The sequence below is a fragment of the Prolixibacter denitrificans genome (genome assembly GCF_003014495.1).
Lineage (GTDB): Bacteria > Bacteroidota > Bacteroidia > Bacteroidales > Prolixibacteraceae > Prolixibacter > Prolixibacter denitrificans.
In genome coordinates, this window is the sequence record NZ_PYGC01000004.1 from 200546 (window position 1) to 222911 (window position 22366).

The 22366-nt window shown below is 45.4% G+C and carries 22 protein-coding genes; 16 read left to right on the top strand and 6 right to left on the bottom strand.

The genetic code is table 11. The features are described from left to right. The first annotated feature begins 139 nt into the window (after window positions 1-139). The 6 genes from dnaA to CLV93_RS09860 all read left to right on the top strand — a co-directional run bounded on the left by dnaA (window position 140) and on the right by CLV93_RS09860 (window position 5330). On the top strand, window positions 140-1570 hold the full coding sequence (dnaA, locus tag CLV93_RS09835; RefSeq protein WP_106542029.1) for a chromosomal replication initiator protein DnaA: 1431 nt from the start codon (window positions 140-142) through the stop codon (window positions 1568-1570). Window positions 1571-1651: 81 nt separating this feature from the next. Beyond that, window positions 1652-2512 carry a hypothetical protein gene (locus CLV93_RS09840; protein ID WP_106542030.1) on the top strand — a complete coding sequence of 287 codons (861 nt, stop codon included), beginning with the start codon at window positions 1652-1654 and terminating at the stop codon, window positions 2510-2512. Window positions 2513-2515: 3 nt separating this feature from the next. After that, window positions 2516-3130, top strand: a complete 615-nt coding sequence (locus CLV93_RS09845) for an IMPACT family protein (RefSeq protein WP_106542031.1) — start codon at window positions 2516-2518, stop codon at window positions 3128-3130. Between the two features lie 305 nt (window positions 3131-3435). Then, window positions 3436-4347, top strand: a complete 912-nt coding sequence (pyrB, locus tag CLV93_RS09850) for an aspartate carbamoyltransferase (protein ID WP_106542032.1) — start codon at window positions 3436-3438, stop codon at window positions 4345-4347. Between the two features lie 12 nt (window positions 4348-4359). Next, window positions 4360-4812, top strand: coding sequence for an aspartate carbamoyltransferase regulatory subunit (gene pyrI, locus CLV93_RS09855; RefSeq protein ID WP_106542033.1), 453 nt, complete (start codon window positions 4360-4362; stop codon window positions 4810-4812). A 59-nt stretch (window positions 4813-4871) separates the two neighbouring features. Then, window positions 4872-5330 carry a GAF domain-containing protein gene (locus CLV93_RS09860; RefSeq protein ID WP_106542034.1) on the top strand — a complete coding sequence of 153 codons (459 nt, stop codon included), beginning with the start codon at window positions 4872-4874 and terminating at the stop codon, window positions 5328-5330. A gap of 72 nt (window positions 5331-5402) precedes the next feature. Here CLV93_RS09860 and CLV93_RS09865 read toward each other — a convergent pair whose 3' ends face one another. Together CLV93_RS09865 and CLV93_RS09870 are read right to left on the bottom strand one after the other, a co-directional pair. After that, window positions 5403-5867 carry a DUF4293 domain-containing protein gene (locus CLV93_RS09865; protein WP_106542035.1) on the bottom strand — a complete coding sequence of 155 codons (465 nt, stop codon included), beginning with the start codon at window positions 5865-5867 and terminating at the stop codon, window positions 5403-5405. Between the two features lie 61 nt (window positions 5868-5928). After that, on the bottom strand, window positions 5929-6741 hold the full coding sequence (locus CLV93_RS09870) for a prohibitin family protein (RefSeq protein WP_106542036.1): 813 nt from the start codon (window positions 6739-6741) through the stop codon (window positions 5929-5931). A gap of 152 nt (window positions 6742-6893) precedes the next feature. Here CLV93_RS09870 and CLV93_RS09875 point away from each other — a divergent pair, with 152 nt between their 5' ends. Beyond that, entirely contained in the window at window positions 6894-7769 is an 876-nt protein-coding gene (locus CLV93_RS09875; protein WP_106542037.1) for a nucleoside phosphorylase, read from the top strand. Window positions 7770-7778: 9 nt separating this feature from the next. Beyond that, on the top strand, window positions 7779-8639 hold the full coding sequence (locus tag CLV93_RS09880) for a transglutaminase family protein (protein WP_106542038.1): 861 nt from the start codon (window positions 7779-7781) through the stop codon (window positions 8637-8639). Window positions 8640-8690: 51 nt separating this feature from the next. Here the strand turns inward: CLV93_RS09880 and rny are convergent, their stop codons facing one another. The 3 genes from rny to CLV93_RS09895 all read right to left on the bottom strand — a co-directional run bounded on the left by rny (window position 8691) and on the right by CLV93_RS09895 (window position 10974). Next, the gene (gene rny, locus CLV93_RS09885) at window positions 8691-10250 is read right to left on the bottom strand and encodes a ribonuclease Y (protein WP_106542039.1); all 1560 of its coding nucleotides are present in this window, start codon (window positions 10248-10250) and stop codon (window positions 8691-8693) included. Window positions 10251-10372: 122 nt separating this feature from the next. Continuing rightward, on the bottom strand, window positions 10373-10666 hold the full coding sequence (locus CLV93_RS09890; protein ID WP_106542040.1) for a cell division protein ZapA: 294 nt from the start codon (window positions 10664-10666) through the stop codon (window positions 10373-10375). 14 nt (window positions 10667-10680) lie between these two features. Beyond that, window positions 10681-10974, bottom strand: a complete 294-nt coding sequence (locus CLV93_RS09895; protein ID WP_025863942.1) for a hypothetical protein — start codon at window positions 10972-10974, stop codon at window positions 10681-10683. Between the two features lie 123 nt (window positions 10975-11097). On the opposite strand from CLV93_RS09895, the gene CLV93_RS09900 reads away from it, so the two are divergent. The 5 genes from CLV93_RS09900 (at window position 11098) to CLV93_RS09920 (ending at window position 17304) form a co-directional block, all read left to right on the top strand. Then, window positions 11098-12816, top strand: a complete 1719-nt coding sequence (locus tag CLV93_RS09900; protein ID WP_106542041.1) for a M23 family metallopeptidase — start codon at window positions 11098-11100, stop codon at window positions 12814-12816. After that, complete coding sequence (locus CLV93_RS09905) at window positions 12813-13865, top strand: anhydro-N-acetylmuramic acid kinase (RefSeq protein ID WP_106542042.1); 1053 nt, start codon at window positions 12813-12815, stop codon at window positions 13863-13865. Before CLV93_RS09900 ends, CLV93_RS09905 begins: the two co-directional genes overlap by 4 nt. 115 nt (window positions 13866-13980) lie before the next feature. Further along, window positions 13981-15654, top strand: a complete 1674-nt coding sequence (locus CLV93_RS09910; RefSeq protein ID WP_106542043.1) for a dipeptidase — start codon at window positions 13981-13983, stop codon at window positions 15652-15654. A 140-nt stretch (window positions 15655-15794) separates the two neighbouring features. Further along, entirely contained in the window at window positions 15795-16145 is a 351-nt protein-coding gene (gene rplS / locus CLV93_RS09915; protein WP_106542044.1) for a 50S ribosomal protein L19, read from the top strand. A gap of 232 nt (window positions 16146-16377) precedes the next feature. Continuing rightward, complete coding sequence (locus CLV93_RS09920; RefSeq protein ID WP_106542045.1) at window positions 16378-17304, top strand: YitT family protein; 927 nt, start codon at window positions 16378-16380, stop codon at window positions 17302-17304. A gap of 141 nt (window positions 17305-17445) precedes the next feature. Here CLV93_RS09920 and CLV93_RS09925 read toward each other — a convergent pair whose 3' ends face one another. Then, window positions 17446-19218, bottom strand: coding sequence for a family 16 glycosylhydrolase (locus CLV93_RS09925; RefSeq protein WP_106542046.1), 1773 nt, complete (start codon window positions 19216-19218; stop codon window positions 17446-17448). Window positions 19219-19393: 175 nt separating this feature from the next. On the opposite strand from CLV93_RS09925, the gene CLV93_RS09930 reads away from it, so the two are divergent. The 3 genes from CLV93_RS09930 (at window position 19394) to CLV93_RS09940 (ending at window position 22345) form a co-directional block, all read left to right on the top strand. Next, window positions 19394-20800, top strand: a complete 1407-nt coding sequence (locus tag CLV93_RS09930; RefSeq protein ID WP_106542047.1) for a methyltransferase RsmF C-terminal domain-like protein — start codon at window positions 19394-19396, stop codon at window positions 20798-20800. Between the two features lie 208 nt (window positions 20801-21008). Further along, complete coding sequence (locus CLV93_RS09935; protein WP_106542048.1) at window positions 21009-21521, top strand: hypothetical protein; 513 nt, start codon at window positions 21009-21011, stop codon at window positions 21519-21521. 221 nt (window positions 21522-21742) lie between these two features. Further along, a complete protein-coding gene (locus CLV93_RS09940; protein WP_106542049.1) occupies window positions 21743-22345 on the top strand; it encodes a (2Fe-2S)-binding protein in 603 nt (200 codons plus the stop codon). Window positions 22346-22366 lie beyond the last annotated feature (21 nt).

Consider the following 22366-nt stretch of genomic DNA (forward strand, 5'->3'; position numbering starts at 1 on the left):
TTTTTTAATAAACTGAAGTCTAAACCGATACTAAAATGCAAGAGTCGATGGAATTTTTTTCAGGCTAATTTTTTATAACCTTTGTCTTGGGAAATGGAAATAATAACAAAGTTGAACTTCTTTTAAGCCTGCTGCCTAAATGAACAACGACCATGAAAAGGCCTGGGAAAATTGCCTCAGGATTATTAAGGACAACGTTCCTGCCATTAGTTTTCGGACATGGTTTGAACCTATTGTTCCGGTAAAATTGGAAGAGAATGTATTGACGATTCAGGTACCGAGTCCGTTTTTTTACGAGTACCTTGAAGAGCAATACATTGACATTTTACGTAAGACCCTGCGAAAAGAGCTCGGGACTGGAGCCAAGTTGGAGTACAGTGTTGTGGTTGACAACAACAATACTGTTAACAGCAAGCCTTATACCGTGAAGCTGCCGACAAACAACAACAAGAAAATTAAAAACCGGCCGCTTTCAGCTCCCCTCACGCAAGAGGAAAAATCTATCAAGAATCCGTTCGTGATTCCCGGCATCCAGAAGTTGCACATCGATCCGCAACTAAAGATGGATAATACCTTCGATAATTTTGTGGAGGGCGAATGCAACCGGCTGGCCAGAAGTGCCGGTTTCGCGGTAGCACAAAACCCGGGAGGAACAGCTTTCAATCCCCTGATGATTTACGGTAATTCGGGACTTGGGAAAACCCATTTGGCGCAAGCCATCGGGATTGAAGTAAAAGAGCGGTACCCCGAAAAAGTAGTGCTCTACGTAAATGCCAACAAATTCCAGACACAGTTTGCGGAAGCGACGCGGAACAATAACCGTAACGATTTCCTGCACTTCTATCAAATGATTGACGTATTGATTATTGATGACGTGCAGGAATTCGCCGGCAAGGAAAAGACACAGGAAACATTTTTCCACATCTTTAACCATCTGCATCAAACCGGAAAACAGCTTATCCTCACTTCGGATAAGCCACCGATTGAACTGAAGGGACTGGAACAGCGTCTTTTGTCGCGATTCAAATGGGGATTGACTGCTGATTTGCAGATCCCCGATTTTGAGACCCGCATGAACATCTTGCGGAAGAAAATCTACAAAGACGGTATTGATATACCCGAAGAAGTCCTCGAGTACATTGCTTCGCATATCAACACCAACGTCCGTGAACTGGAGGGAGCCTTGATTTCGCTCCTCGCCCAGGCAACCCTGAACAAGAAAGAGATTACGCTCGATCTGGCCATCAAGATGGTGAACAAGCTGGTGAAAAATACCCGGCGTGAAATCTCCATCGACTTTATAACAAAGGTAGTGTGTGACTACTTTGGTATGCCGATCGACAGTTTACAGGCCAAAACACGGAAACGTGAAATTGTACAGGCCCGGCAGATTGCCATGTTCTTTTCGAAGAGCATGACCAAATCATCGCTGGCGTCCATCGGTTCGCAAATTGGCGGGAAAGATCACGCGACTGTGCTGCATGCCTGTAAAACGGTAAGTAATCTGAAAGATACGGACAAAAACTTCAGGGTATACATCGACGAAATTGAACGCAAGCTGAAGATGTAATGCTTCATTAAGTGATTAAAAAAGCAGGCCTCCGGGTCTGCTTTTTTTTATATTTTCGTGTCCGTAAAATATCGCAAATCCATGCACTACCTGCTGTTAAGTATTCTGTCGTCGACGCTTATCTTTTTCATATTCAAATTCCTGGAAAAGTACAAAGCCGACCTGTTTCTGGTCATTCTGCTGAATTACATTACCGCGTCGGTATTAGGATTCCGGCTGGTTCCTCATTTGCCTTCGGTAACCACGATTATCAAAGCTGGCTGGCTGCCCTATGCCCTATTGATTGGTATCCTCTTCATTGCCATCTTCTTTTTGATAGCCCGCTCTTCGCAAAAGGCCGGGATTACCATTACGGCGTTGGCGGCCAAACTCTCGATGGTCGTACCCATTCTCTACTCCATCCTGTTCTTTGGCGAGCGGGTAACCATTTTCCGGATAATCGGAATTGCCACCGCCATTCTTGCTGTGCTCTTAGCTATTTATAAACGAAACGGAAAAACCAACTGGAATGCCGTTTTATTGCCGGTCGTTATCTTTCTCGGAACAGGAGCAGTCGACTCGATGGTAAAATACGTCCAACAGGTTTACGTAAGAGGAACTACAACGGCCGTTTTTACGACTGTTCTGTTCGCTACCGCGGGAATAATTGGCTTAGTGGTAACCATTTTTAAACGTCCCGGATGGAAAGAGTTCTTTCGCCTTCCTGTTATCGCCGGAGGAATTTTCCTGGGAGCAGCCAATTTCGGCTCGCTCTATTTCATGATTCATGCCCTTTCGTACAGCGGACTGGCCAGCTCCGTGGTTTTCGGACTGAACAACATGTGCATTGTTGCCTTCTCTACCATTCTCGGCATGCTCTTCTTCCGCGAAAAGCTGAGTACTGTCAACTGGACCGGGATTATTCTCTCATTCATCAGTATCTTTATCCTCGTTTACATTTGATTCATGGAAACAACCGATACATACCTGACCATTGCCGAACCGTCAGAAGGACTGTACAAGGATAAGGGAAGTAAATTCATCGCTTATGCTTATCCCGTTTTCACGGAAGAAGAAATCAAGGAAATTCTGAACGAGCTTAAAAAAAGTCACCACAACGCTCGTCATCATTGCTACGCCTGGCGGCTGGGAGCCGATATGGAACGTTACCGGGCCAACGATGACGGTGAACCTTCTGGCACAGCTGGCCGCCCCATCCTTGGACAAATTCGCTCGAAAGAGTTGACCAATATTTTCATTGTAGTAGTTCGGTATTTTGGCGGAACGCTACTCGGCGTTAGTGGGCTTATCAAAGCTTACGGAACAGCTGCCGAAGATGCGCTGGAACAGGCCGAAATTATCGAACGCGTCGTGGAAGATTTGCTCGAGATTAAGTTTGAATATCCTGCGATGAACGACGTAATGACCATTATCAAAGACGACAATCTGGAGCAACTGGAGACTCAGTTTGAACTGTCGTGCCGCATTGTGCTGGCCGTGCGTCAATCGTTGAGCGGGACCATCACTGACAAGCTATCGTCGCTGGAACAAACTAAGGTCGAGCGCATTGGCGTTCGATGAACAATTTGTGAATAAGTTTTGAGTTGAAATTGAAATATTTCAAAACCAGTTTCCCTATCTTTGTCTCTAATGAAGCAAGAACAGCCATTAGCAATTGATAACATTCGGTTGTACGAACCATTTCGCTTTCGAAATAAACTCAGGCGATGGGAAGGGCGTTCTCTTCATTTCTTCGCAGATCGATCATTTCGACTAAAGATATTTCTTTCAAAAGAAACCAACAGAGCCATTTTCAATTGGAACTGTTGGTTTTTTTTTGTCCGCAATTTTAAAACACCATTCATTAACTTGTAAACGTAGCTCCAATGAACGCACAAAATCTGATTTCAATTACCGACTTTTCGAAAGAAGAATACATGCGCATCATGGAATTGGCGGCTGATTTTGAAGCCAATCCCGATCAGCGACTTCTTGACGGAAAAGTGGTAGCCACCCTTTTCTTTGAACCATCCACCCGCACCCGCTTAAGTTTCGAAACGGCCATTAACCGTCTGGGTGGAGAAATCATTGGTTTTACCGATTCGTCCTCTTCCAGTGTCACCAAGGGGGAATCATTGCACGACACCATTAAAATGGTGAGCAACTACGCCGATTTGATTGTGATGCGCCACCCGCTGGAAGGAAGTGCCCGCTACGCTTCCGAAGTGTCGGACGTGCCGGTCATCAACGCTGGTGACGGTGCCAATCAGCATCCCACTCAAACCCTGCTCGACATGTATTCTATCGTGAAAACGCAGGAGACGCTCGACAACATCAACCTGTTTATGGTAGGTGACCTGAAGTACGGAAGAACAGTGCATAGTCTGCTCATGGCGATGTCGCATTTCGACAATCCGATTTTCAACTTCATCGCACCACCGGAACTGACCATGCCCAATGAGTACAAAATGTACCTTCAGTCGAAAGGCCTGCGTTATTTCGAGCACACTGAGTTCACTGACATCATTAGCGAAGCCGATATTATTTACATGACGAGAGTCCAGAAAGAGCGCTTCCCTGACCCGGTTGATTACGAGAAGGTGAAAAACGTTTACATCCTGCGCAACAAGATGCTGAAACACACCAAGGACAACCTGCGAATTTTACACCCGCTGCCCCGTGTGAATGAAATTCATACCGATGTAGACAGCAATCCGAAAGCCTACTATTTCGAACAGGCCCGAAACGGCGTTTACACCCGTATGGCTATTATCGCTCATTTGTTGAACCTGAAATAATTCCCGAACACAATGAAAAAGCAATTAAACGTAAGTGCCATTAAGCAAGGTACCGTTATCGATCATATCCCCACCACTGCCCTTTTCAAAGTAATTTCCATTCTGAAGCTCGACGAATGCAAAGACATGGTCACCTTTGGAAACAACCTGGACAGTAATGTGATGGAAGGGAAAGCCATCATCAAGGTGGAAAACCGTTTCTTCAAAGACAAAGAAATTAACAAAATTGCGCTGGTAGCTCCGCATGCCAAGCTCAATACCATCAAAGACTACGAGGTCGTGGAAAAATACGTGGTCGAAATTCCGGATGAAATACAGGATATTGCACGTTGCTTCAATCCGAAATGCATCACGAACAACGAAAATATCGACACGCATTTCGAAGTAATTTCCAAATCACCGGTAGCTTTGAAATGCCATTATTGTGAAAAAATCACCCATCAGGATCAGATGGATATCAAATAGAATTATCATCTTTGGACTTCCGGTTGAACCGGAAAACGAAATGCTAATTTTTTGATACCATGCAAACTGATTTTCAAAATATCCTGAATGGCATAAAACCGCTGTTCGATGCTTCGAAGAGCCGTGAGCAACTACTGGCCGACATTTGCGCCAAACTGAAAGAAGAGGTCTACCATTACGATTGGGTTGGTTTTTACCTGTTGGATGAAAACGCCAACGAACTGGTGTTAGGTCCGTATGTTGGCAAACCAACGGAACACACCCATATCCCGGTAGGAAAAGGTGTATGTGGACAGGTAGCTGAAAGCGGTGAGAGTAAAGTGGTGCAGGATGTAAGTACCGAAAACAATTACATTGCCTGCAGTATCGATGTACAAAGTGAAATTGTGGTTCCGGTTATGAAAAACGGAAAATTTGTGGCCGAAATCGATATCGATTCGCACTCGGCCGGACCATTTACCGACGAAGACGAGCAATTTCTCGGAGCCATTTGCAAAATGGTAGCCGAACAGTTTTAAGAACGTACCTTTTCAAAATAAGAAAGGCTGTCCCACATCGGAACAGCCTTTTATTTTTGGTGATTTTTTCGCTTAACGAATGCGGTCGATGGAGCGAACCAGCGCTTCATCACGGCCGATGCTACGAATAGCCAGGTACGTCAACACCACGGCAATTAACGGCATTACCAGACTGGGCTCAAAGCTAAATTTTCCGTCGAGCAGTTTGGCGCTGTGCGATGCGAAATAGTAGATAACTCCCGACAAGCCAATCATCAGCAGGATATTGAAAACCGACAGCCGAATCTGACGAATCCGTTTCTTGAAGGAGAAAATAGTAACCAGGTTCACCAGCACAATAATTCCCAGGAAAACCTGAATAGCAAGACCGCTGTAGAGAATCTCCGGGTCTTTGGCTCCCTGCAGGTAAATTCCCGCTTTATCGAAAACGTAAATAGAACCGTCGCTCCCGACTATTTCGGCAAACGGCACAAAAAACAGGGCCACTATTAACAACAGTGCTCCCAACAGATAAATGGACTGTATTCGTTGTAACATGGTTATTCTTTTTCCTGCAAAATTAATCTTTCGCCGCTAAGCATCAACAGAAATTGACCGATTAGTTATTGTTCAAAATCAACGGCAGACCGTTATCTCCGGCACCAATCACAATCACCTTGGAGTTTTGTGAATTGGCCAATTCCAACGTCGCCTCAATACCGCGCTGCTTTAATATTTTATCTGTCAACGACTTATTGATGATATCATTGTACGCAGCGATACCTTCAGCCTGAATCCGTTTCCGTTCAGCTTCGCTTTTCTCTTTTTCCAGACGGAATTGATAAGCCAGCGCTTCCTGCTCCTGCTTCAGCTTGCTCTCAATCGCCATTTTAATCTCGTTAGGCAGATTAATGGAGCGAATCAGCAAAGCACGCAAATCGATGTTATTTTGTTCCATCACTTTCCGGGCTTCGTCGATGATGGCGGCTTCTACTTCTGACCGTTTGGTCGAGTAAATCTCCTCGGCCGTGTAACGCCCGGCTACCCGCCTCACAGTTGAACGAATTTCGGGAATAATTAACTGCTCGATGTAATCCTTACCGAAGGTTTCGTGCAGGTATCCAATGCGATTATGAACCGGATTGAAACGAATGGAAACGTCCATTTTGATGGACAAACCATTTTTATCGAGCACGTCCATTGTTTCTTCACGCTTCTTTTCCTTCACGTCATAAACGAAGAGTTTGTTCCAGGGAGCAATCATATGAAATCCGGGAAGGTATACATGTTCCTTATCCAATCCTGTCGAAAACTTCCGGAAGATAACGGCGCGTTCGCCAGGTTCGATGGTAAAAAACATACTACTACTGAAAAAAACAATAACGACAACAACAATAGCAGCAAGAATAAGATAGGATCGTTTAAAATTCATACGGTTATTTTAAGTGATTAGTTTGAAATTTCGGTTCGAAACGAAAAAAGGTCAGGTACATCAAAAAATACTGAAAAAGCAGGTAATTCCTGACTTTGAAATTATGATTATTTTTCGATAGTTTTGGATATACAACAATTTTGAACAAATCTATGAAAAAAATAAAAGCATCTGAGCTTATTATCAATCCCGACGGAACTATTTTTCATCTGCACCTCAAACCTGAGAATCTTGCTGAAAACATTATTTTAGTGGGAGATCCGGGACGTGTAAAGCTGGTTTCCTCATTTTTCGACAACATTGAATCGACATCCGAGAACCGGGAGTTTGTATCGGCAACCGGGACATTTCGTGGCAAGCGGATTACGGCTTTATCGACCGGAATTGGAACCGATAATATCGACATCGTAGTAAATGAGCTGGATGCGCTGGTGAATATCGATTTGAAAACCCGCACAGTCAAAGAAGAGCATACGGCACTGAACATTGTCCGCATTGGCACATCCGGTGCACTTCAGGGCGATATTCCGGTTAATAGCTACGTTGCTTCGCAGCGCGCCATTGGTTTTGACGGTTTGATGAACTTTTACGCCGGACGTGAAACCTTTGCCGATATAGATTTCGAAAAAGCTTTCAAAGAACATACCGACTGGAACCCGTTACTTACATCTCCTTACGTAGTGGAAAGCGATTCAGAGCTCTTCAAGAAGATTGTCGGGGAAGATATGGTACCGGGAGTAACTATTTCGGCACCGGGATTTTATGGTCCGCAAGGCCGCGAGCTTCGTCTGCCGACAGCTGATCCGGAATTGAATGACAAAATTGAGTCTTTCCGTTTTAACGGAATGAAGATAACCAACTACGAAATGGAGTGCTCGGCGATTTACGGACTGAGCCATCTGCTGGGTCACCACGCCCTCACTATTTGTGCCATCATTGCGAACCGCGTAACGCGTGAAGCGAATGAAAATTATAAACCAGTGATTAAAAACCTGGTGGAAACCGTGCTTGAACGAATTGTTATGTAAATCCGAATAATGGATAAGCAGTTACAGGCCATGATTTCGCTGCTGGAAGACCCGGAAAAGACGGTTTATGAAGCAGTACTTCAGGAGTTGATGGAAATTGACCCATTGCTAATTCCCGAGTTGGAAATAGCATGGGAAAATGCCAACACCCTGCAACAACAGGATCGCCTGGAAAAAGTGATTGCGCACCTCCGCTTCCGGAAAGTTGCAGACCGTTTGAGAAAGTGGAATGAATCGGAACTCCCCTCCTTTCTGGATGGTTGGATCATTGTGAGTCAAATTCAGTATCCCGATCTGAACTCGAAAGACGTGGAAACCCAGGTGCAGCAAATTGTCACAGATGCGTGGCTGGAGATGAATGAGTCGTTAACCTCGCTCGAAAAAACCACCATCCTGAACCATGTGCTTTTCGAACTGTATCATTTCGATTTGAATGTGGCGAATTTCGGCTCACCGCAAAACTGCTTTATCAACGATTTACTTACTTCCCGTAAGGGAAATCCGTCCACGCTGACGTTATTCTATTGTCTGGTAGCCAGAAAGCTGCAATTACCCATCTATCATTTGAATTTGAAGCGGGTATTGTTTTTAGGCTATTACGACCCGGAGATGTCTAAGGAAGCTTTCGGCACCACGTCTTCCCCTATTCTCTTTTATATCAATCCGGCAAACAAAGGAGCCATTATTGGTCACAAAGAGATGGACTACTACCTGAGCCGGCAGCAATTGGAAATGGGTTCGGACATTATGATGGACGACCGTTTTTGCCTGAAGGGACTCATCGAAAGTTTGCAGGATTCTTACCGGGCAACAGGTGATGAGGAAAAAATAAAACAGTTGGATGTATTAAAAGAGATTATCACCGCATAAAAAAAGAGCTTCGAAATTTCGAAGCTCTTTTTTGTTTCTATTCTATCTTATTTACTTGGCATAATTCACAGCACGAGTCTCACGAATCACTGTAATTTTCACCTGTCCGGGATACGTCATTTCATCCTGGATTTTCTTGGCGATATCGTACGAAAGCTCTTCAGCCTCCTTATCAGTCAGCTTGTCACTTCCCACAATTACGCGCAACTCACGACCGGCCTGGATTGCATAAGTCTTCATTACGCCCGGATAAGAAAGCGCCATGGCTTCCAGGTCCTTCAGGCGCTTGATGTACGACTCAACAGCTTCGCGACGGGCACCCGGACGAGCACCTGAAATCGCGTCACAAACCTGCACGATTGGTGCCAGCAAGCTGGTCATCTCAATCTCGTCGTGGTGAGCACCAATGGCGTTGGTCACAAGCGGCTTCTCTTTGTACTTTTCGGCCAGCTTCATACCAAGAATAGCGTGTGGCAATTCCGGCTCGTCATCCGGCACTTTACCGATATCGTGCAACAGTCCGGCACGTTTGGCTTGTTTCGGGTTCAAACCAAGTTCAGAAGCCATAATGGCACACAAGTTGGCTGTTTCGCGCGAGTGCTGTAACAGGTTCTGTCCGTAAGAAGAACGATATTTCATTTTACCGATCAAACGAATCAACTCAGGATGCATTCCGTGAATACCCAGGTCGATACAAGTCCGTTTTCCGGTCTCAATAATCTCTTCTTCAATCTGCTTCTTCACCTTGTTTACGACCTCTTCAATGCGGGCCGGGTGAATACGTCCGTCTGTTACCAGTTGGTGCAAAGCCAAACGGGCAATTTCGCGGCGTACCGGATCGAACGCTGAAAGAACGATGGCTTCCGGCGTATCGTCGACAATAATTTCAACACCGGTAGCTGCTTCCAACGCACGGATGTTACGTCCTTCACGACCGATAATACGACCTTTGATTTCGTCGTTCTCGATGTGGAAGATGGTAACTGAATTCTCAACCGCAGTTTCAGTAGCAACTCGCTGAATAGATTTGATAACAATCTTTTTGGCCTCCTTATTGGCAGTCATCTTCGCTTCATCCATGATCTCCTGGACGTATGACATCGCCTCGGTTTTGGCCTCGTTTTTCAGCGAATCGACCAGTTGTGCCTTCGCCTCTTCGGCCGACAGGCCGGAGATCGACTCCAGTTGTTCAACCTGTTGCTTGTGCATCTTATCCAGCTCTTCACTCTTCTGCTCAACTACTTCCAACTGAGCACTGAGGTTTTCACGGATTACCTCCACCTCTTTACGGGTCGTCTCGAATTCCTTCACCTTGCGCTGCAACTCCTCTTTTCGCTGCAGGAAATTACTTTCGCGTTGCTTCAGTTTGTTTTCAGCGCCGGTAATCCGTTGATTCTTCTCATTGATATACTTTTCATGCTCCGATTTGAGCTGAATGAATTTCTCTTTTGCCTGGAGCATTTTCTTCTCCTTCAGCATCTCGGCCTTGGCCTCTGCCTCGCCGATGAGTTTGTTTTTCTTCTTCTTCAGCGCCTTGTCCCAAACATAGTAGGAGATTACTCCTCCCAGGATTAAGCCAACGACAGCTGCTATGATTATTCCTGTTGTCATATTACCATATTTATTACTTCAATTTTAACAAAAAAACCCGCAATTTCAACTTCTCCCCACTCGGTTTCCCGGATGGAAAGAAGAAAAAATGCGGGCAAATATCATCAATTAAACGGACTTAATTAACTTTCTTTTTCCAGATATTCTGCTAAAAAATCGTTGAGTTCTTCCAGTTCTTCAACCAATGGCGAAATATCATTTCGTTTCTCAACTTCAAGCATCTGAATCACAAACTGCAAAGTCGCCATCGACAAACAATCCTGGCTGTCCTTATTGGCATAGCGCTGCTTGTATTGCAGTACCTTGTCGTTAATAACTTTCGCCGCCTTCCGTATCTTTTCCTCGTCGTTGCGGTCAATTCGCAACGGATACCGACGGTCGGCTATATTAATATTGATTGAAAGCTTATCTTCCATTTCAGCAGGTGGTATTACTTATTTAACATAGCAATACACTTATCTATTTCCCGCACTATTCGGTTAATCTTGATACGGGCATCGTGCGATTGACCATCAGACGCCAGTAACGACTTAGCAAATTTCAGTTGTTCGTTTTTTTCAGTCAACTCTTCGTTGCGACTGCTCAACAACCTGATTTGATCCTGGAGTTGAACCTGTTCTTCCAGGAGACGATAGTTCTCACTTTTCAACGTTTCACAACGCCGAATAAGCTTATCGATTTTCTCCTTAAACTCTCCTAATAAAACAGTTTCACGTTCTGTCATACTTCAGGATTTCCTACACAAAGTTAATATTTTAATCAAATCGAAAAAATTTCGTTACACATAATGCTAGTATGGTCGGTGTAAAGTTTTTATTTTCGTGAGATAAACTGAAAGGGAAAGAGAATGAAGCTATTTACACCGCTTTTTGTGCTGTTATGGATATGGTCATTTCAGGTTTATGGTCAAGAGGCCCCTCCACCACCCGATGAACCACAGAAGTTAATTCCTCCCATCAAACCACCAATTTCCCTTTCGGGTAATTTTGGAGAACTACGCCCCAATCACTTTCATTCCGGGCTCGATATGCGCACCGGCGGTCATACAGGCCTTCCGGTTCATGCAGTCGCCGATGGGTATGTTACACGCGTAGCAATCTCTCCCACCGGCTATGGCCGTGCTGTTTATATTAATCATCCAAACGGAATCACTTCGGTATATGGCCACCTGGAGCGCCTGATGCCACATTTACAAAGATATATAAGGCGAATTCAGTATAAACGGGAACAGTTTGCTGTGAATCTTACCATTCCCCGTGATTCGTTTCCGGTGAAACAGGGAGATGTAATTGCCTGGTCGGGAAACGCCGGCAGTTCAGGAGGCCCGCATCTACATTTCGAAATCAGGGATACCCAAACCCAGCGCCCGCAGAACGGCTTGAAATGGCACTTCCCGATAAAAGACAATATGCCGCCCAAAATGATCTCGCTTTACGCTTATTCGTTTCCCTCGACCGGAGTTTATGAACACAAGCGGTATCCGACCGTTTACTATTCGTCGGAATACCACCTGAAAGGAAATCCGGTTTTAAAAGTGAGTGGTCCGACTGCGTTTGGTATACAGGCTGTCGATTACCTGAATGCGAGCTGGAGTAAATGCGGCATATACAGCGCATTGCTGGTAGTCGATCAGGATACAATTTTCGGTTTTAAGATAAACGATATCTCTTTTGCCGAAACCCGTTACGTAAACAGTCTGGCCGATTATGCCGAGCGCGAACGATACGGACGTTGGGTCCACCGACTTTTCCGTCAACCGGGAAATAAGCTCGACATATACACGATCGATAAAAACAACGGCATCGTCGATTTCACGGATGACAAGATCCACCAGGTGAAAGTAATTACCGCTGACGCTTATGGTAATGAGTCAACGCTTGAGTTCCAGGTAAAAAGTACTCCGCCGGACAACACGGTCCGACATGATAACGGTGCCCGGATATTTTCGTACGACAAAGACAATTACTTTCAGGCAGATAACCTGAAATTGAAAGTACCTGTTGGAGCCTTGTATGATGATTTGGCATTTCATTTCAAGGAAGAAGCCACACCCGATGGATGCTATGCCCCCTTGCAGGAAATTCAGGATAAATATACGCCGCTACAAAAGCCTATTCGCGTGTCTATTAAGCCGGACAGTCTTCCTGATTCGCTGGAAAGCAAAGCACTGCTCGTCATTCTCGACCCGGATGGCCAGAAATGGAGCGCCGGTGGTGGATATTCCGATGGCTGGATCGTCGGTTATCCGCGCTATTTTGGAAATTTCAGCGTGGCAGTGGACACCGTTCCTCCCACGATTCGTTCACTTAATATTAAAGAGCACAAGCACCTCGTGAATCCAAAGCACATCCGGTTCAGAATCAAAGATAACCTTTCGGGAATCGCAACCTACCGGGGCGAAATCGACGGAAAATGGGCACTATTTGCCTACGATCCCAAATATGATTTACTAACTTACACGATTGACCCGACCCGTCTGGAAATGGGAAAAACCCACCAGTTGAAACTCACGATAACCGACGCAAAAGGAAATCAATCGGTATATACGGCAACCTTCTATAAATGAAAGAAAGTATTATTGCATTAGGTCTAATGTCAGGCACTTCGCTCGATGGAATCGACCTGGCATTGTGCCGTTTTGAGCATACGAACTCCGGCTGGTCATTTCTCATAGAAGCCGCCGAAACCGTTCCCTATTCTGCCGAATGGCAGAAAAAACTAAAAGAAGCGGAAAAAAGTACAGCGCAAGAAATCTTGCTACTTCATAACGAATATGCCCGGTATACCGGAGAAGTCATCAACCGATTTCTGCAAGGAAAAACGATGCCACAACTTATCGCATCGCACGGGCACACCATCTTTCATCAGCCTAAAAAACAGTTCACGTTTCAACTGGGAAACGGAACGATAATCGCAGCCGAAACCGGCATCAAAACCATTGCCGACTTCCGTAACATGGATGTGGCACTCGGCGGCCAGGGAGCTCCGCTGGTCCCGATAGGTGACCGCCTGCTTTTTGGAGAATATGAGTACTGCCTCAACCTGGGCGGTTTTGCCAACATCTCGTACGAGGAAGAAGAACAACGCATTGCCTTCGACATTGGTCCCGCTAACATCGTGCTCAATTATCTGGCCCAGCAAAAGGGGCAAGAATACGATAAGAACAGCCTCATCGCGAAAAGCGGACAGGTAGATAATGCTCTGCTGAACGAGCTGAATAACTTGCCCTTTTACGCAGAAAAACCACCCAAATCGCTGGGCAAAGAATGGCTCGACAGCGAAATGATTCCTTTACTGGAGAAATATTCACTTTCGTTAGCCAACCAAATGAGGACGCTCTACGAACATGTTGCTATTCAAATTGGCCGGGTCATCCACCTTCCGGGGAAAATGCTGGTTACCGGAGGTGGCGCACACAATCCCCTGTTGATGAATCGCATTGCCGCATGTTCTAAAGCAGAAGTCATTATTCCCGAGAAGGAGATCATCGATTTTAAGGAAGCACTCATCTTTGCCTTCCTGGGCGTAATGGCCAACCGGCACGAAATCAACTGCCTTTCTGCTGTTACCGGAGCTTCCCGCGACAACACCGGTGGAACCATTTACTTACCATAAGACAGAGAAAACCTAACAAATATCATATAAAAAGGTCGTACAGTGGGCGTTTGCCGCAGTAGCCCATTCATTTATTTTCCTATTTTTGTCAAAAACGAAAAAATTCCTTTCTATTATGCTGAAGAAAACGCTCTTACTGACTAGCCTGATTTGGCTGGCGCTGCAGGTTCACGTAGCCGACGCCTGTACCAACTTTTTGATCACCAAAGGTGCAACGGTCGATGGCTCAACCATGATAACCTATGCAGCTGACTCACATACACTTTACGGAGAAATGTATTTCTGGCCGGCAGCCGATCACAAGCCCGGCGATATGGTTGACGTCACTGAATGGGACACCGGCAAATTCCTGGGAAAAATCCCACAGGTTGCCCACACTTACCAGGTAACCGGAAATATGAACGAACACCAGCTTTCGATTGGTGAAACCACTTTTGGTGGCCGCAAGGAACTGCATCATCAACCCGGAGCGATTGTTGATTATGGTAGCTTGATTTACCTGACTCTGCAACGTGCCAAAACAGCTCGTGAGGCTATTCATGTCATGACCGATTTGGTTGCCAAGTACGGATATGCCAGCGAAGGAGAATCTTTCTCGATTGCTGACCCGAACGAAGTATGGATTCTGGAAATGATTGGAAAAGGTGAAGCTGAAAAAGGTGCTGTTTGGGTAGCTCGTCGCATTCCTGACGGATACATCTCAGGACATGCCAACCAGGCTCGTATCACCACTTTCCCGTTGAACGATCCAGATAACTGCCTTTACTCAAGCGATGTTATTTCTTTTGCACGTGAAAAAGGATGGTTCGATGGCAAAAACAAAGACTTTAGCTTCTCGGGCACTTACGCTCCGGTTGATTTCGGAGGAGCCCGTTTCTGCGATGCTCGTGTTTGGGCTGGTTTCCGTAAAGTAGCCAGCAACATGGATCAATATCAGGACTATGCCATGGGTAAAATTACTCACGGAGCCAACGGCTATGCAACCAACCGCATGCCGCTTTGGGTAAAACCTGATACATTGTTAACAGTAAAAGACGTAATGGGCATGATGCGCGACCACTTCGAAGGAACTGCTTTGGATATGACCAAAGACCCGGGTGCCGGTCCATTCAAACTGCCTTACCGCTGGCGTCCGTTGACCTGGCAGGTTGATTCGACGACTTACGTCAACGAGCGTGCTATCTCAACTCAACAAACCGGTTTCTCATTCATCGCTCAAATGCGCTCCAAATACCCCGATCCAATTGGTGGTATCATGTGGTTTGGCGTTGACGATACCTATTCGACCTGCTACATGCCGGTATATTGCGGTATTCAGAAAGTTCCGGAACCAATTCGTGTGGGAAACGGCGACATGCTGACCTGGTCAAATACCTCAGCGTTCTGGGTATTCAATACCGTATCGAATCTGGCTTACCTGCGTTACGATTACATGATCAAAGACATTCAGAAAGTACAGAGTGAACTCGAAACCAAATTTGTCGATTTCACCCCTGCGGTTGATGAAGCTGCCATGGACTTATGGAATAAAGGCGAGCACAATATGGCCCGCAAATTCTTAACGGAATACTCCGACAAGCAGGTGAACCTGACGGTGAACCGCTGGACACAGCTGGAACATTACCTGATTATCAAGTACAAGGATGGTAACATCATGAAAGAGAAAGATGGTAAGTTCGAGCGCAACGAAAGCGGTAAACTTCCGGTGATGCCAGCTCAACCCGGTTACCCGGAATGGTGGTACCGCAACGTGGCGAAGCAAACCGGTGACCATTTAAAAGAAAAATAAGCGGAACGCAAAAGTGGATTTTGGAGCTAATATTTTATGATTCAGAAAAAAATCCATACTTTTGCCGCGAAATTTCCGTACGTAATCTCTGGCAGACGACCTGTTAATATTGCGTTCGTCAAATACTTAAATTAAATACGATGGATCTCATTAAAGCAGCAGAAAACGCATTTTTAGGAGAACAGAAAGAACTTCCGCAGTTCGGTCCTGGTGATACTATCACGGTACATTACAAAATCCGTGAGGGTAACAAGGAGAGAATTCAGAATTATCGTGGTACGGTAATTCAGATCAAAGGTTCAGGTTTAACCAAGACCTTTACTGTTCGGAAAATGTCGGGTAACGTAGGCGTGGAAAGAATTTTCCCGTCCAATTCTCCTTTCATCGATCAGATCGATGTGAACCGGAGAGGTAGTGTACGTCGTGCCCGCTTGTTCTACCTGCGTGGCCGGACTGGTAAAAAAGCCCGGATCAAAGAGAAAAGATTCTAAGATTACCACTATTATTGAAAAGGCTTTCCGATCGGAAAGCCTTTTTTTGTATAGTTGCAGCTCATTTCTGATTACAATTGATAAGCGGGCTTTATTCCTTAATAAAAGTCTTTTACAAGCAAGTGCTCAATGGTCCAAACCCGCTGAAATGTTTAAGAAAAGGATCAGGTTTTATCGTATTGTAAACAGGTTAAAATATCTAATTTAGCCCAAACAATTTAACTCAGACATTATGGCTTTCCTACCGAAAGAGCGGGTCTTTTCCCTGCGATGGTTCATCGACTACATGTACATCATTGTCGGCTCGTTTATTCTGGCCGTTGGATTTGTCTACTTCATCTCGCCCCATAAAATTGTTCCGGGAGGCGTATACGGTATTGCCATCATCGTGCACTACCTCACGCATGGGCTTTTTTCCTTCTGGCCCGAAGGTGTTCCCATTGGTCTTTTCGGATTAATATTGAACATACCGCTAACCTATGCCGGGATCAAAATTCTGGGCCCTCGTTTTGGTGTAAAAACCATTGTTGGGTTTGTCCTGTCATCCGTTTTTATGGATGCCATAACCTACATGCGTGTGGACGGAGATGCACCGTTGGTTCACGATGTACTACTCTCCTGTATCTTCGGAGGGGTGCTGATTGGTTTTGGATTAGGACTGATTTTCAAATCGAAAGCGACTTCCGGTGGCTCCGATATCATCGCCATGATTATCGCCAAATATACCAACATGCCACTCGGACAGTTGATGATTTATGTCGACTCGACGATTGTTTTGATGGCATTGCTTGCATTCAAAGACTGGCAGATTCCGCTGTACAGCTGGCTGGTCATCTACATTACAGGAAAAGCCATCGACCAAACCATGGCAGGGGCCAATTATAACAAAGCGCTTATCATCGTTTCCGAGAAACATGACGAGATAAAGGATAAGATACTGGTCGATTTGGAACGTGGCGGTACCTATCTGAAAGGCGTTGGCATGTTTACGAACCAGGAAAAGGAAATCATCTTCACGGTAGTAAGCCGGCGCGAAGTTGCCATTCTGGAAGAGCACATCAATCTGGTGGACCCGGACGCTTTTATTACCATCATGGACGCCAGTGAAATTCTTGGAGAAGGTTTCCGCTCGCTACGCACGAAAATGAGCGACCAATAGCATAAAAGCACATTACAAAGGACAACAGTTTACCTCTTGCTACGAAAAAAGGAACAATAAACGATGCTTAGCTGCACGTTATTGTTCCTTTTGTTTTTTATAAAAGTGACCTGTCTGTATTTTTCTGAAACGTGGCGCGTTCTAATTATTCCCGGCCTGAGGCACGAGGCATCTTACCCAATCCACCTCGAAGTAATGTGGTAGATTTTGGTGATGCACTTCCTCGTGCACACTAGAAAGCAGGTTCAGGAACATATTATCAAACGAAGAATCGACCTTGCTCTGATGAACCACCGCATTGTTGATTTTCCATGTCAGTGTTTGTCCGTCCCACTCGAGTCGATATACATGAAACTTCTTAAAATTCAATCCAGTGATAGTTTGATGTTGCCAAACCGGTTCTCCTTTAATTTCGCGGATAACTCCCATGCTCACCTCATTCTTGCCACTGCGCAGAATATCGATTTGCGGGAATGCTCCGTCGCCTTTCAACGAAAAAGCCGACACAATTTCAGCACATGGATTCACGCGTATCTTCGCCTCGATAATACCTTGCTTAATCCGGAAACTGTTTCCGGTATTCAACATCGACGAGGTATATTGAAATTCTGCGGGAATCAATCCGTATTGCGGGTTCCAACGCATTCCTTTCGACTCTTCCTTGCGGGTAACAATCGATAGAATTCCACCATGCACCTGCAGGTTCTCTTCACCATTCAGGCATTGCAACTCATCAGCTTGCGAGTAGTTGTTTCCGAAAACTTCCTTACCAGGATAAATCCCTGAATTCCAACGCTCGAAGTTAACGCCGTCGCGTGTGAACTCATCATCGAAAGCGACTTGCCACTTATCGAAGAAATTGAGCTCTCTCGCTTTATGCAAAGCAAAATATTTCTTAATCAGCTCACTGTTCTTCAGCTTAGCCAATTCCTGCTCCAGCTTAAAGTCTTCCGATTTCTCATAGCGCTTCTTGTCTTTCAGGAAGGCTACCCGCTCCCGGAAACCTTCGTCTTTCACCAGGTCTTCCAACTCGTTCAGCCGCTCGAGTTCTTTCGAATCGTGCACCCGCTGATAATTGAGATATTCGCCTGATTTGCTGAACTTGTGGTAAAATTTGATTTCCGGATCTTTGCTTAATTTTTCATATTCCGCCAGCAAACGGTAATCATCGGTAGTTTGATAGCGCTTACTATTTTTCAGAAACTTCTCTCTTTCCAGGAATTCATCCGACTGTACCTCACCGCGCAACTCTTCATACCGCTGAGTCAGATTTTGTTTCTCAACCGTTTTCAGGTTACTGTACTCACCCGATGCGAGAAATTTCTCGTAACGCTTAATCTCATTTGGGTCCGAAGGCTTCTCTCCACTCTCCTCCGCTTTCATATACAACCGATAACTGTCGGAAGCGAGCGTGTTGTAATACGATTTCAGTCGCTTATCATTTTTCAACGCCTCAAACTCCTTTCGTTTGGATGCTTCCGGAGAATTGTTGTAATGGAGTTTCTCCACATCCTTCCTGCGTTTCGTAAATTCAGGAGTGGTTACAATTTTTTCCAGCTCACTGAACCGGGCCAGCTTGTCGCCTTTTTCAATCTTTTTGAAGCGGGCCAGTTTCTCGGAGCTTAGCGTTTTAAAATACTGCTTCATCGACTTGGAACGACTTAAGTGCTCCAATTCACTCAGTATTTTTTGCTCATGGCTCCCTTCAAATTTCAATTGGGTCAGCTCTTTTTTCCGGGCCCTGAACTCAGCAGATTTCAGTTCAGCATCCAGCTCACGGTAACGAGCCAGTTCGTCCGATTGCTCCAATTCCTGCAGCTCATCGCGCATGCCCAGCAACTTGTTCCACTTTGCATCAATTTTTGCCGTACCCGGGATGAGTCCCAGCTTGTATTTCAAACTAAAACCTGACATATTTTATACTGATTTCGAGCGTGTAACCGGATAATCCGGCCTTTTTAATTAGCTTATGTTGTCAACTATCTAACGTGAAAACGAATCAAATATTTCGTTTCGGGGCCACAATTTAGAACTTCCCTCTGATTTAAAAAGCTAATTTTGCATAATTTTAAATGGAAATCGAACGACCATGGCGACACAACTTCCCGAAAGTTTTACTCAACGAATGCAAGCTCAGTTGGGGGATGAATTCGAAGCATTTCAACAATCGCTTTCGGAAGCAGCTGTCAGTTCCATCCGGGTCAATTCAGCGAAAGCCCAAAAGCCGGCAAACGGGATACCGGTCCCCTGGTGTCAAACCGGTTTCTATCTAGAAGAACGTCCTTTTTACACGCTCGACCCGTTTTTACACGCCGGCGTCTATTACGTCCAGGAAGCCAGCTCGATGTTCTCCGAGCAAGCTTTTCGTCAATTACCCGACGAGCCCTTAAAAGTGCTGGATTTGTGTGGTGCTCCGGGTGGTAAATCCACCCACATTGCTTCTCTCCTTCCGGAAAACAGTTTGCTCGTTTCCAACGAAGTCATCCGTAGCCGGGCAGTTATCCTTTCGGAAAATCTGAAAAAGTGGGGAAATCCCAATGTCATGGTCACCAACAATGATCCGAAGGACTTTGCCACATTCGAAGGTCAGTTCGATGTGCTTGTGGTGGATGCTCCATGCTCCGGAGAAGGTCTGTTCCGGCGTGATGAAAACGCCATTGCTGAATGGTCGCCCGAAAACACACAACTTTGTGCCCAACGGCAACAGCGCATTCTCGCCGATGTTTGGCCGGCGTTGAAACCCGGAGGCATCCTCATTTACAGCACGTGTACTTACAATCCGGGCGAAAACGAGGAAAATCTGAAATGGCTGAACGAATTTGCCAACGTCGAGAATATTTCCCTTCCGATGAAAGCAGAATGGGGCGTTACTGAAACGGAAGCGGGCGGTCTTTCGGGATACCGGTTTTATCCGCACAAAACCAAAGGAGAAGGCTTCTTTATGGCAGTTGTCCGCAAATTGGATGGCCAAACAACCCGCATGCCCAGGAAAATGAAGAGTGCTGCCTTCTCGCCAGCATCTCGTGCTGAGAAAGCTCTGGTTGAAGGCTGGCTTACCGGCGATAATCTCGACATATTTAAACTGAACGATACGCTATTTGCTTTTCCTTCGAAATACGCTGCCGAGTTAACCTGGCTGCAGAAAGGCTTGCGGATTGTACACGCGGGTGTCAAAATCGGGGAACAGAAAAAGAAAGAGGTCGTTCCGGCACACGAACTGGCGCTTTCTCCCATCCTGAAACGAGGCACATTTCCTGAAATCGAATTAACGCTTGACGATGCCATCAAATTCCTGCACCGCGATGAAATCCGACCCGAAGCGAAAGAGCGAGGCTGGCACCTGCTCACCTACCGGAATATCCCGCTAGGATGGGCTAAAAACCTGGGCAATCGTTTCAACAGCAACTATCCAAAAGAATGGCGTATCCGGATGGACATCACCGAATACCTGGCCGAAAAACTGGAAGAGGAAAAAGCAAAGTTTCCGATAAGGTAGACATCCGCAACGAGACGCCAAACACCAGAAACTTCTCCAAAATTCTGTTCTTTGCCCGCCCTTCCCTCTGCGAATCGAAGAAAAAATTGAAACGTTAAGTTAAACCTTCGTCTGGCATTCTCATCCAATTACATGTTGCTCAGCCAATAGCACCGGGGAGCAACAAACGCAGACTATCTTAAGTTTCATTTCGACTAAAACCTAAAACATGAAAAAAAGAAGCATCCACTATTATATGCGAATGTTACATCGCTATGTTGGCTATTTCGTATTAGGCTTTACCCTCATCTATTCCATCAGCGGAATCATTCTGGTTTACCGGGATACCGATTTCCTGAAAAGGGAAACAACGGTAGAGAGAAAACTCCCTGTAAATCTTGACGAAGCGGCATTAGGCAGCGAATTACATATGAGAGGTTTCAAAATCATCAAAACGGAAGGCGACCTGCATTATTTTGCCAACGGCACCTATAATAAGGCCACTGGAGTTGCCAATTATAAGATTAAAGCACTTCCTACAATTCTTTCGAAGATGAACTCAGTTCATAAATCAGTCAGTCAAAATCCATCACATTTGTTTACCACGATATTTGGAATATTACTGCTCTTTTTAGCCGTCTCTTCTTTGTGGATGTTCAAACCCAAAGCAAAAATTTTCAAGAAAGGAATGATAGTCGCAGGCTCAGGTGTGGTCATTGCCATTGCACTTCTGCTTATCTAAAAACCATTTCCGCTCCATCAATTGTTGGATAACGGAAACTAAAAATGGAGGGGTGAGTGTCGACTTTTCACGCTGACACATTCCAATTCCGTATCGTAAGCATAAGATTTACAACCTCATTCATTAGCCAATATTTCAAAAGTCAATGCCGGGGACTGGTTGAAATTTCATAAATTTGAAAGAGAGACCTGCTAAGGCATTAACCAAATTAATTGCTAACGATGAAACATTCCCATTCTAATGCCATGTCGATGAGCCGCCGTTTCTTTTTAAGATCCAGTTCTGCACTGGCGGCATTGTCATTCATTCCCAACAGCGTAAAAGCTTTTTACCAGGACGTCAAAGAGAAGTTCTTCGTCAAAAAGCAGATGATTCCCATCCAGCTCGAAATCAACAAAAAGCAATATTCGCTCACCGTTGACAGTCGGGCTACACTTCTGGACGTACTCCGGGAAGAGTTAAACCTGACCGGCAGTAAAAAAGGCTGCGACCATGGTCAATGCGGTGCCTGCACAGTGCATATAAACGGCGAACGAGCATTGAGCTGTTTAACCCTGGCCGCCATGGCCCAGGGGAAAGCAATCACCACCATCGAAGGCTTGGCCGACGGAGACAACCTGCACCCGATGCAGGAAGCTTTCATTGAGCACGACGGCTTCCAGTGTGGCTACTGCACCTCCGGGCAAATTATGTCGGCAGTAGCTTGTGTCGACGAAGGACACACCGGGTCGGTAGAGGAAATCAAAGAATACATGAGCGGCAATCTCTGCCGGTGTGGTGCTTACAACGGCATCACAGAAGCCATCCAGCAAGTAGCCAAATGAAACGTCCATGAAAAAATAACC

Coding starts and splice junctions, on each gene's coding strand:
- CLV93_RS09845 (WP_106542031.1), top strand. CDS start 2,516: ATGGAAACAACCGATACATACCTGACCATTGCCGAACCGTCAGAAGGA.
- CLV93_RS09935 (WP_106542048.1), top strand. CDS start 21,009: ATGAAAAAAAGAAGCATCCACTATTATATGCGAATGTTACATCGCTAT.
- CLV93_RS09865 (WP_106542035.1), bottom strand. CDS start 5,867: ATGTTACAACGAATACAGTCCATTTATCTGTTGGGAGCACTGTTGTTA.
- dnaA (WP_106542029.1), top strand. CDS start 140: ATGAACAACGACCATGAAAAGGCCTGGGAAAATTGCCTCAGGATTATT.
- CLV93_RS09905 (WP_106542042.1), top strand. CDS start 12,813: ATGAAAGAAAGTATTATTGCATTAGGTCTAATGTCAGGCACTTCGCTC.
- CLV93_RS09860 (WP_106542034.1), top strand. CDS start 4,872: ATGCAAACTGATTTTCAAAATATCCTGAATGGCATAAAACCGCTGTTC.
- CLV93_RS09840 (WP_106542030.1), top strand. CDS start 1,652: ATGCACTACCTGCTGTTAAGTATTCTGTCGTCGACGCTTATCTTTTTC.
- CLV93_RS09910 (WP_106542043.1), top strand. CDS start 13,981: ATGCTGAAGAAAACGCTCTTACTGACTAGCCTGATTTGGCTGGCGCTG.
- CLV93_RS09930 (WP_106542047.1), top strand. CDS start 19,394: ATGGCGACACAACTTCCCGAAAGTTTTACTCAACGAATGCAAGCTCAG.
- pyrB (WP_106542032.1), top strand. CDS start 3,436: ATGAACGCACAAAATCTGATTTCAATTACCGACTTTTCGAAAGAAGAA.
- CLV93_RS09880 (WP_106542038.1), top strand. CDS start 7,779: ATGGATAAGCAGTTACAGGCCATGATTTCGCTGCTGGAAGACCCGGAA.
- CLV93_RS09925 (WP_106542046.1), bottom strand. CDS start 19,218: ATGTCAGGTTTTAGTTTGAAATACAAGCTGGGACTCATCCCGGGTACG.
- rplS (WP_106542044.1), top strand. CDS start 15,795: ATGGATCTCATTAAAGCAGCAGAAAACGCATTTTTAGGAGAACAGAAA.
- CLV93_RS09940 (WP_106542049.1), top strand. CDS start 21,743: ATGAAACATTCCCATTCTAATGCCATGTCGATGAGCCGCCGTTTCTTT.
- CLV93_RS09890 (WP_106542040.1), bottom strand. CDS start 10,666: ATGGAAGATAAGCTTTCAATCAATATTAATATAGCCGACCGTCGGTAT.
- CLV93_RS09920 (WP_106542045.1), top strand. CDS start 16,378: ATGGCTTTCCTACCGAAAGAGCGGGTCTTTTCCCTGCGATGGTTCATC.
- CLV93_RS09895 (WP_025863942.1), bottom strand. CDS start 10,974: ATGACAGAACGTGAAACTGTTTTATTAGGAGAGTTTAAGGAGAAAATC.
- CLV93_RS09900 (WP_106542041.1), top strand. CDS start 11,098: ATGAAGCTATTTACACCGCTTTTTGTGCTGTTATGGATATGGTCATTT.
- rny (WP_106542039.1), bottom strand. CDS start 10,250: ATGACAACAGGAATAATCATAGCAGCTGTCGTTGGCTTAATCCTGGGA.
- pyrI (WP_106542033.1), top strand. CDS start 4,360: ATGAAAAAGCAATTAAACGTAAGTGCCATTAAGCAAGGTACCGTTATC.
- CLV93_RS09870 (WP_106542036.1), bottom strand. CDS start 6,741: ATGAATTTTAAACGATCCTATCTTATTCTTGCTGCTATTGTTGTTGTC.
- CLV93_RS09875 (WP_106542037.1), top strand. CDS start 6,894: ATGAAAAAAATAAAAGCATCTGAGCTTATTATCAATCCCGACGGAACT.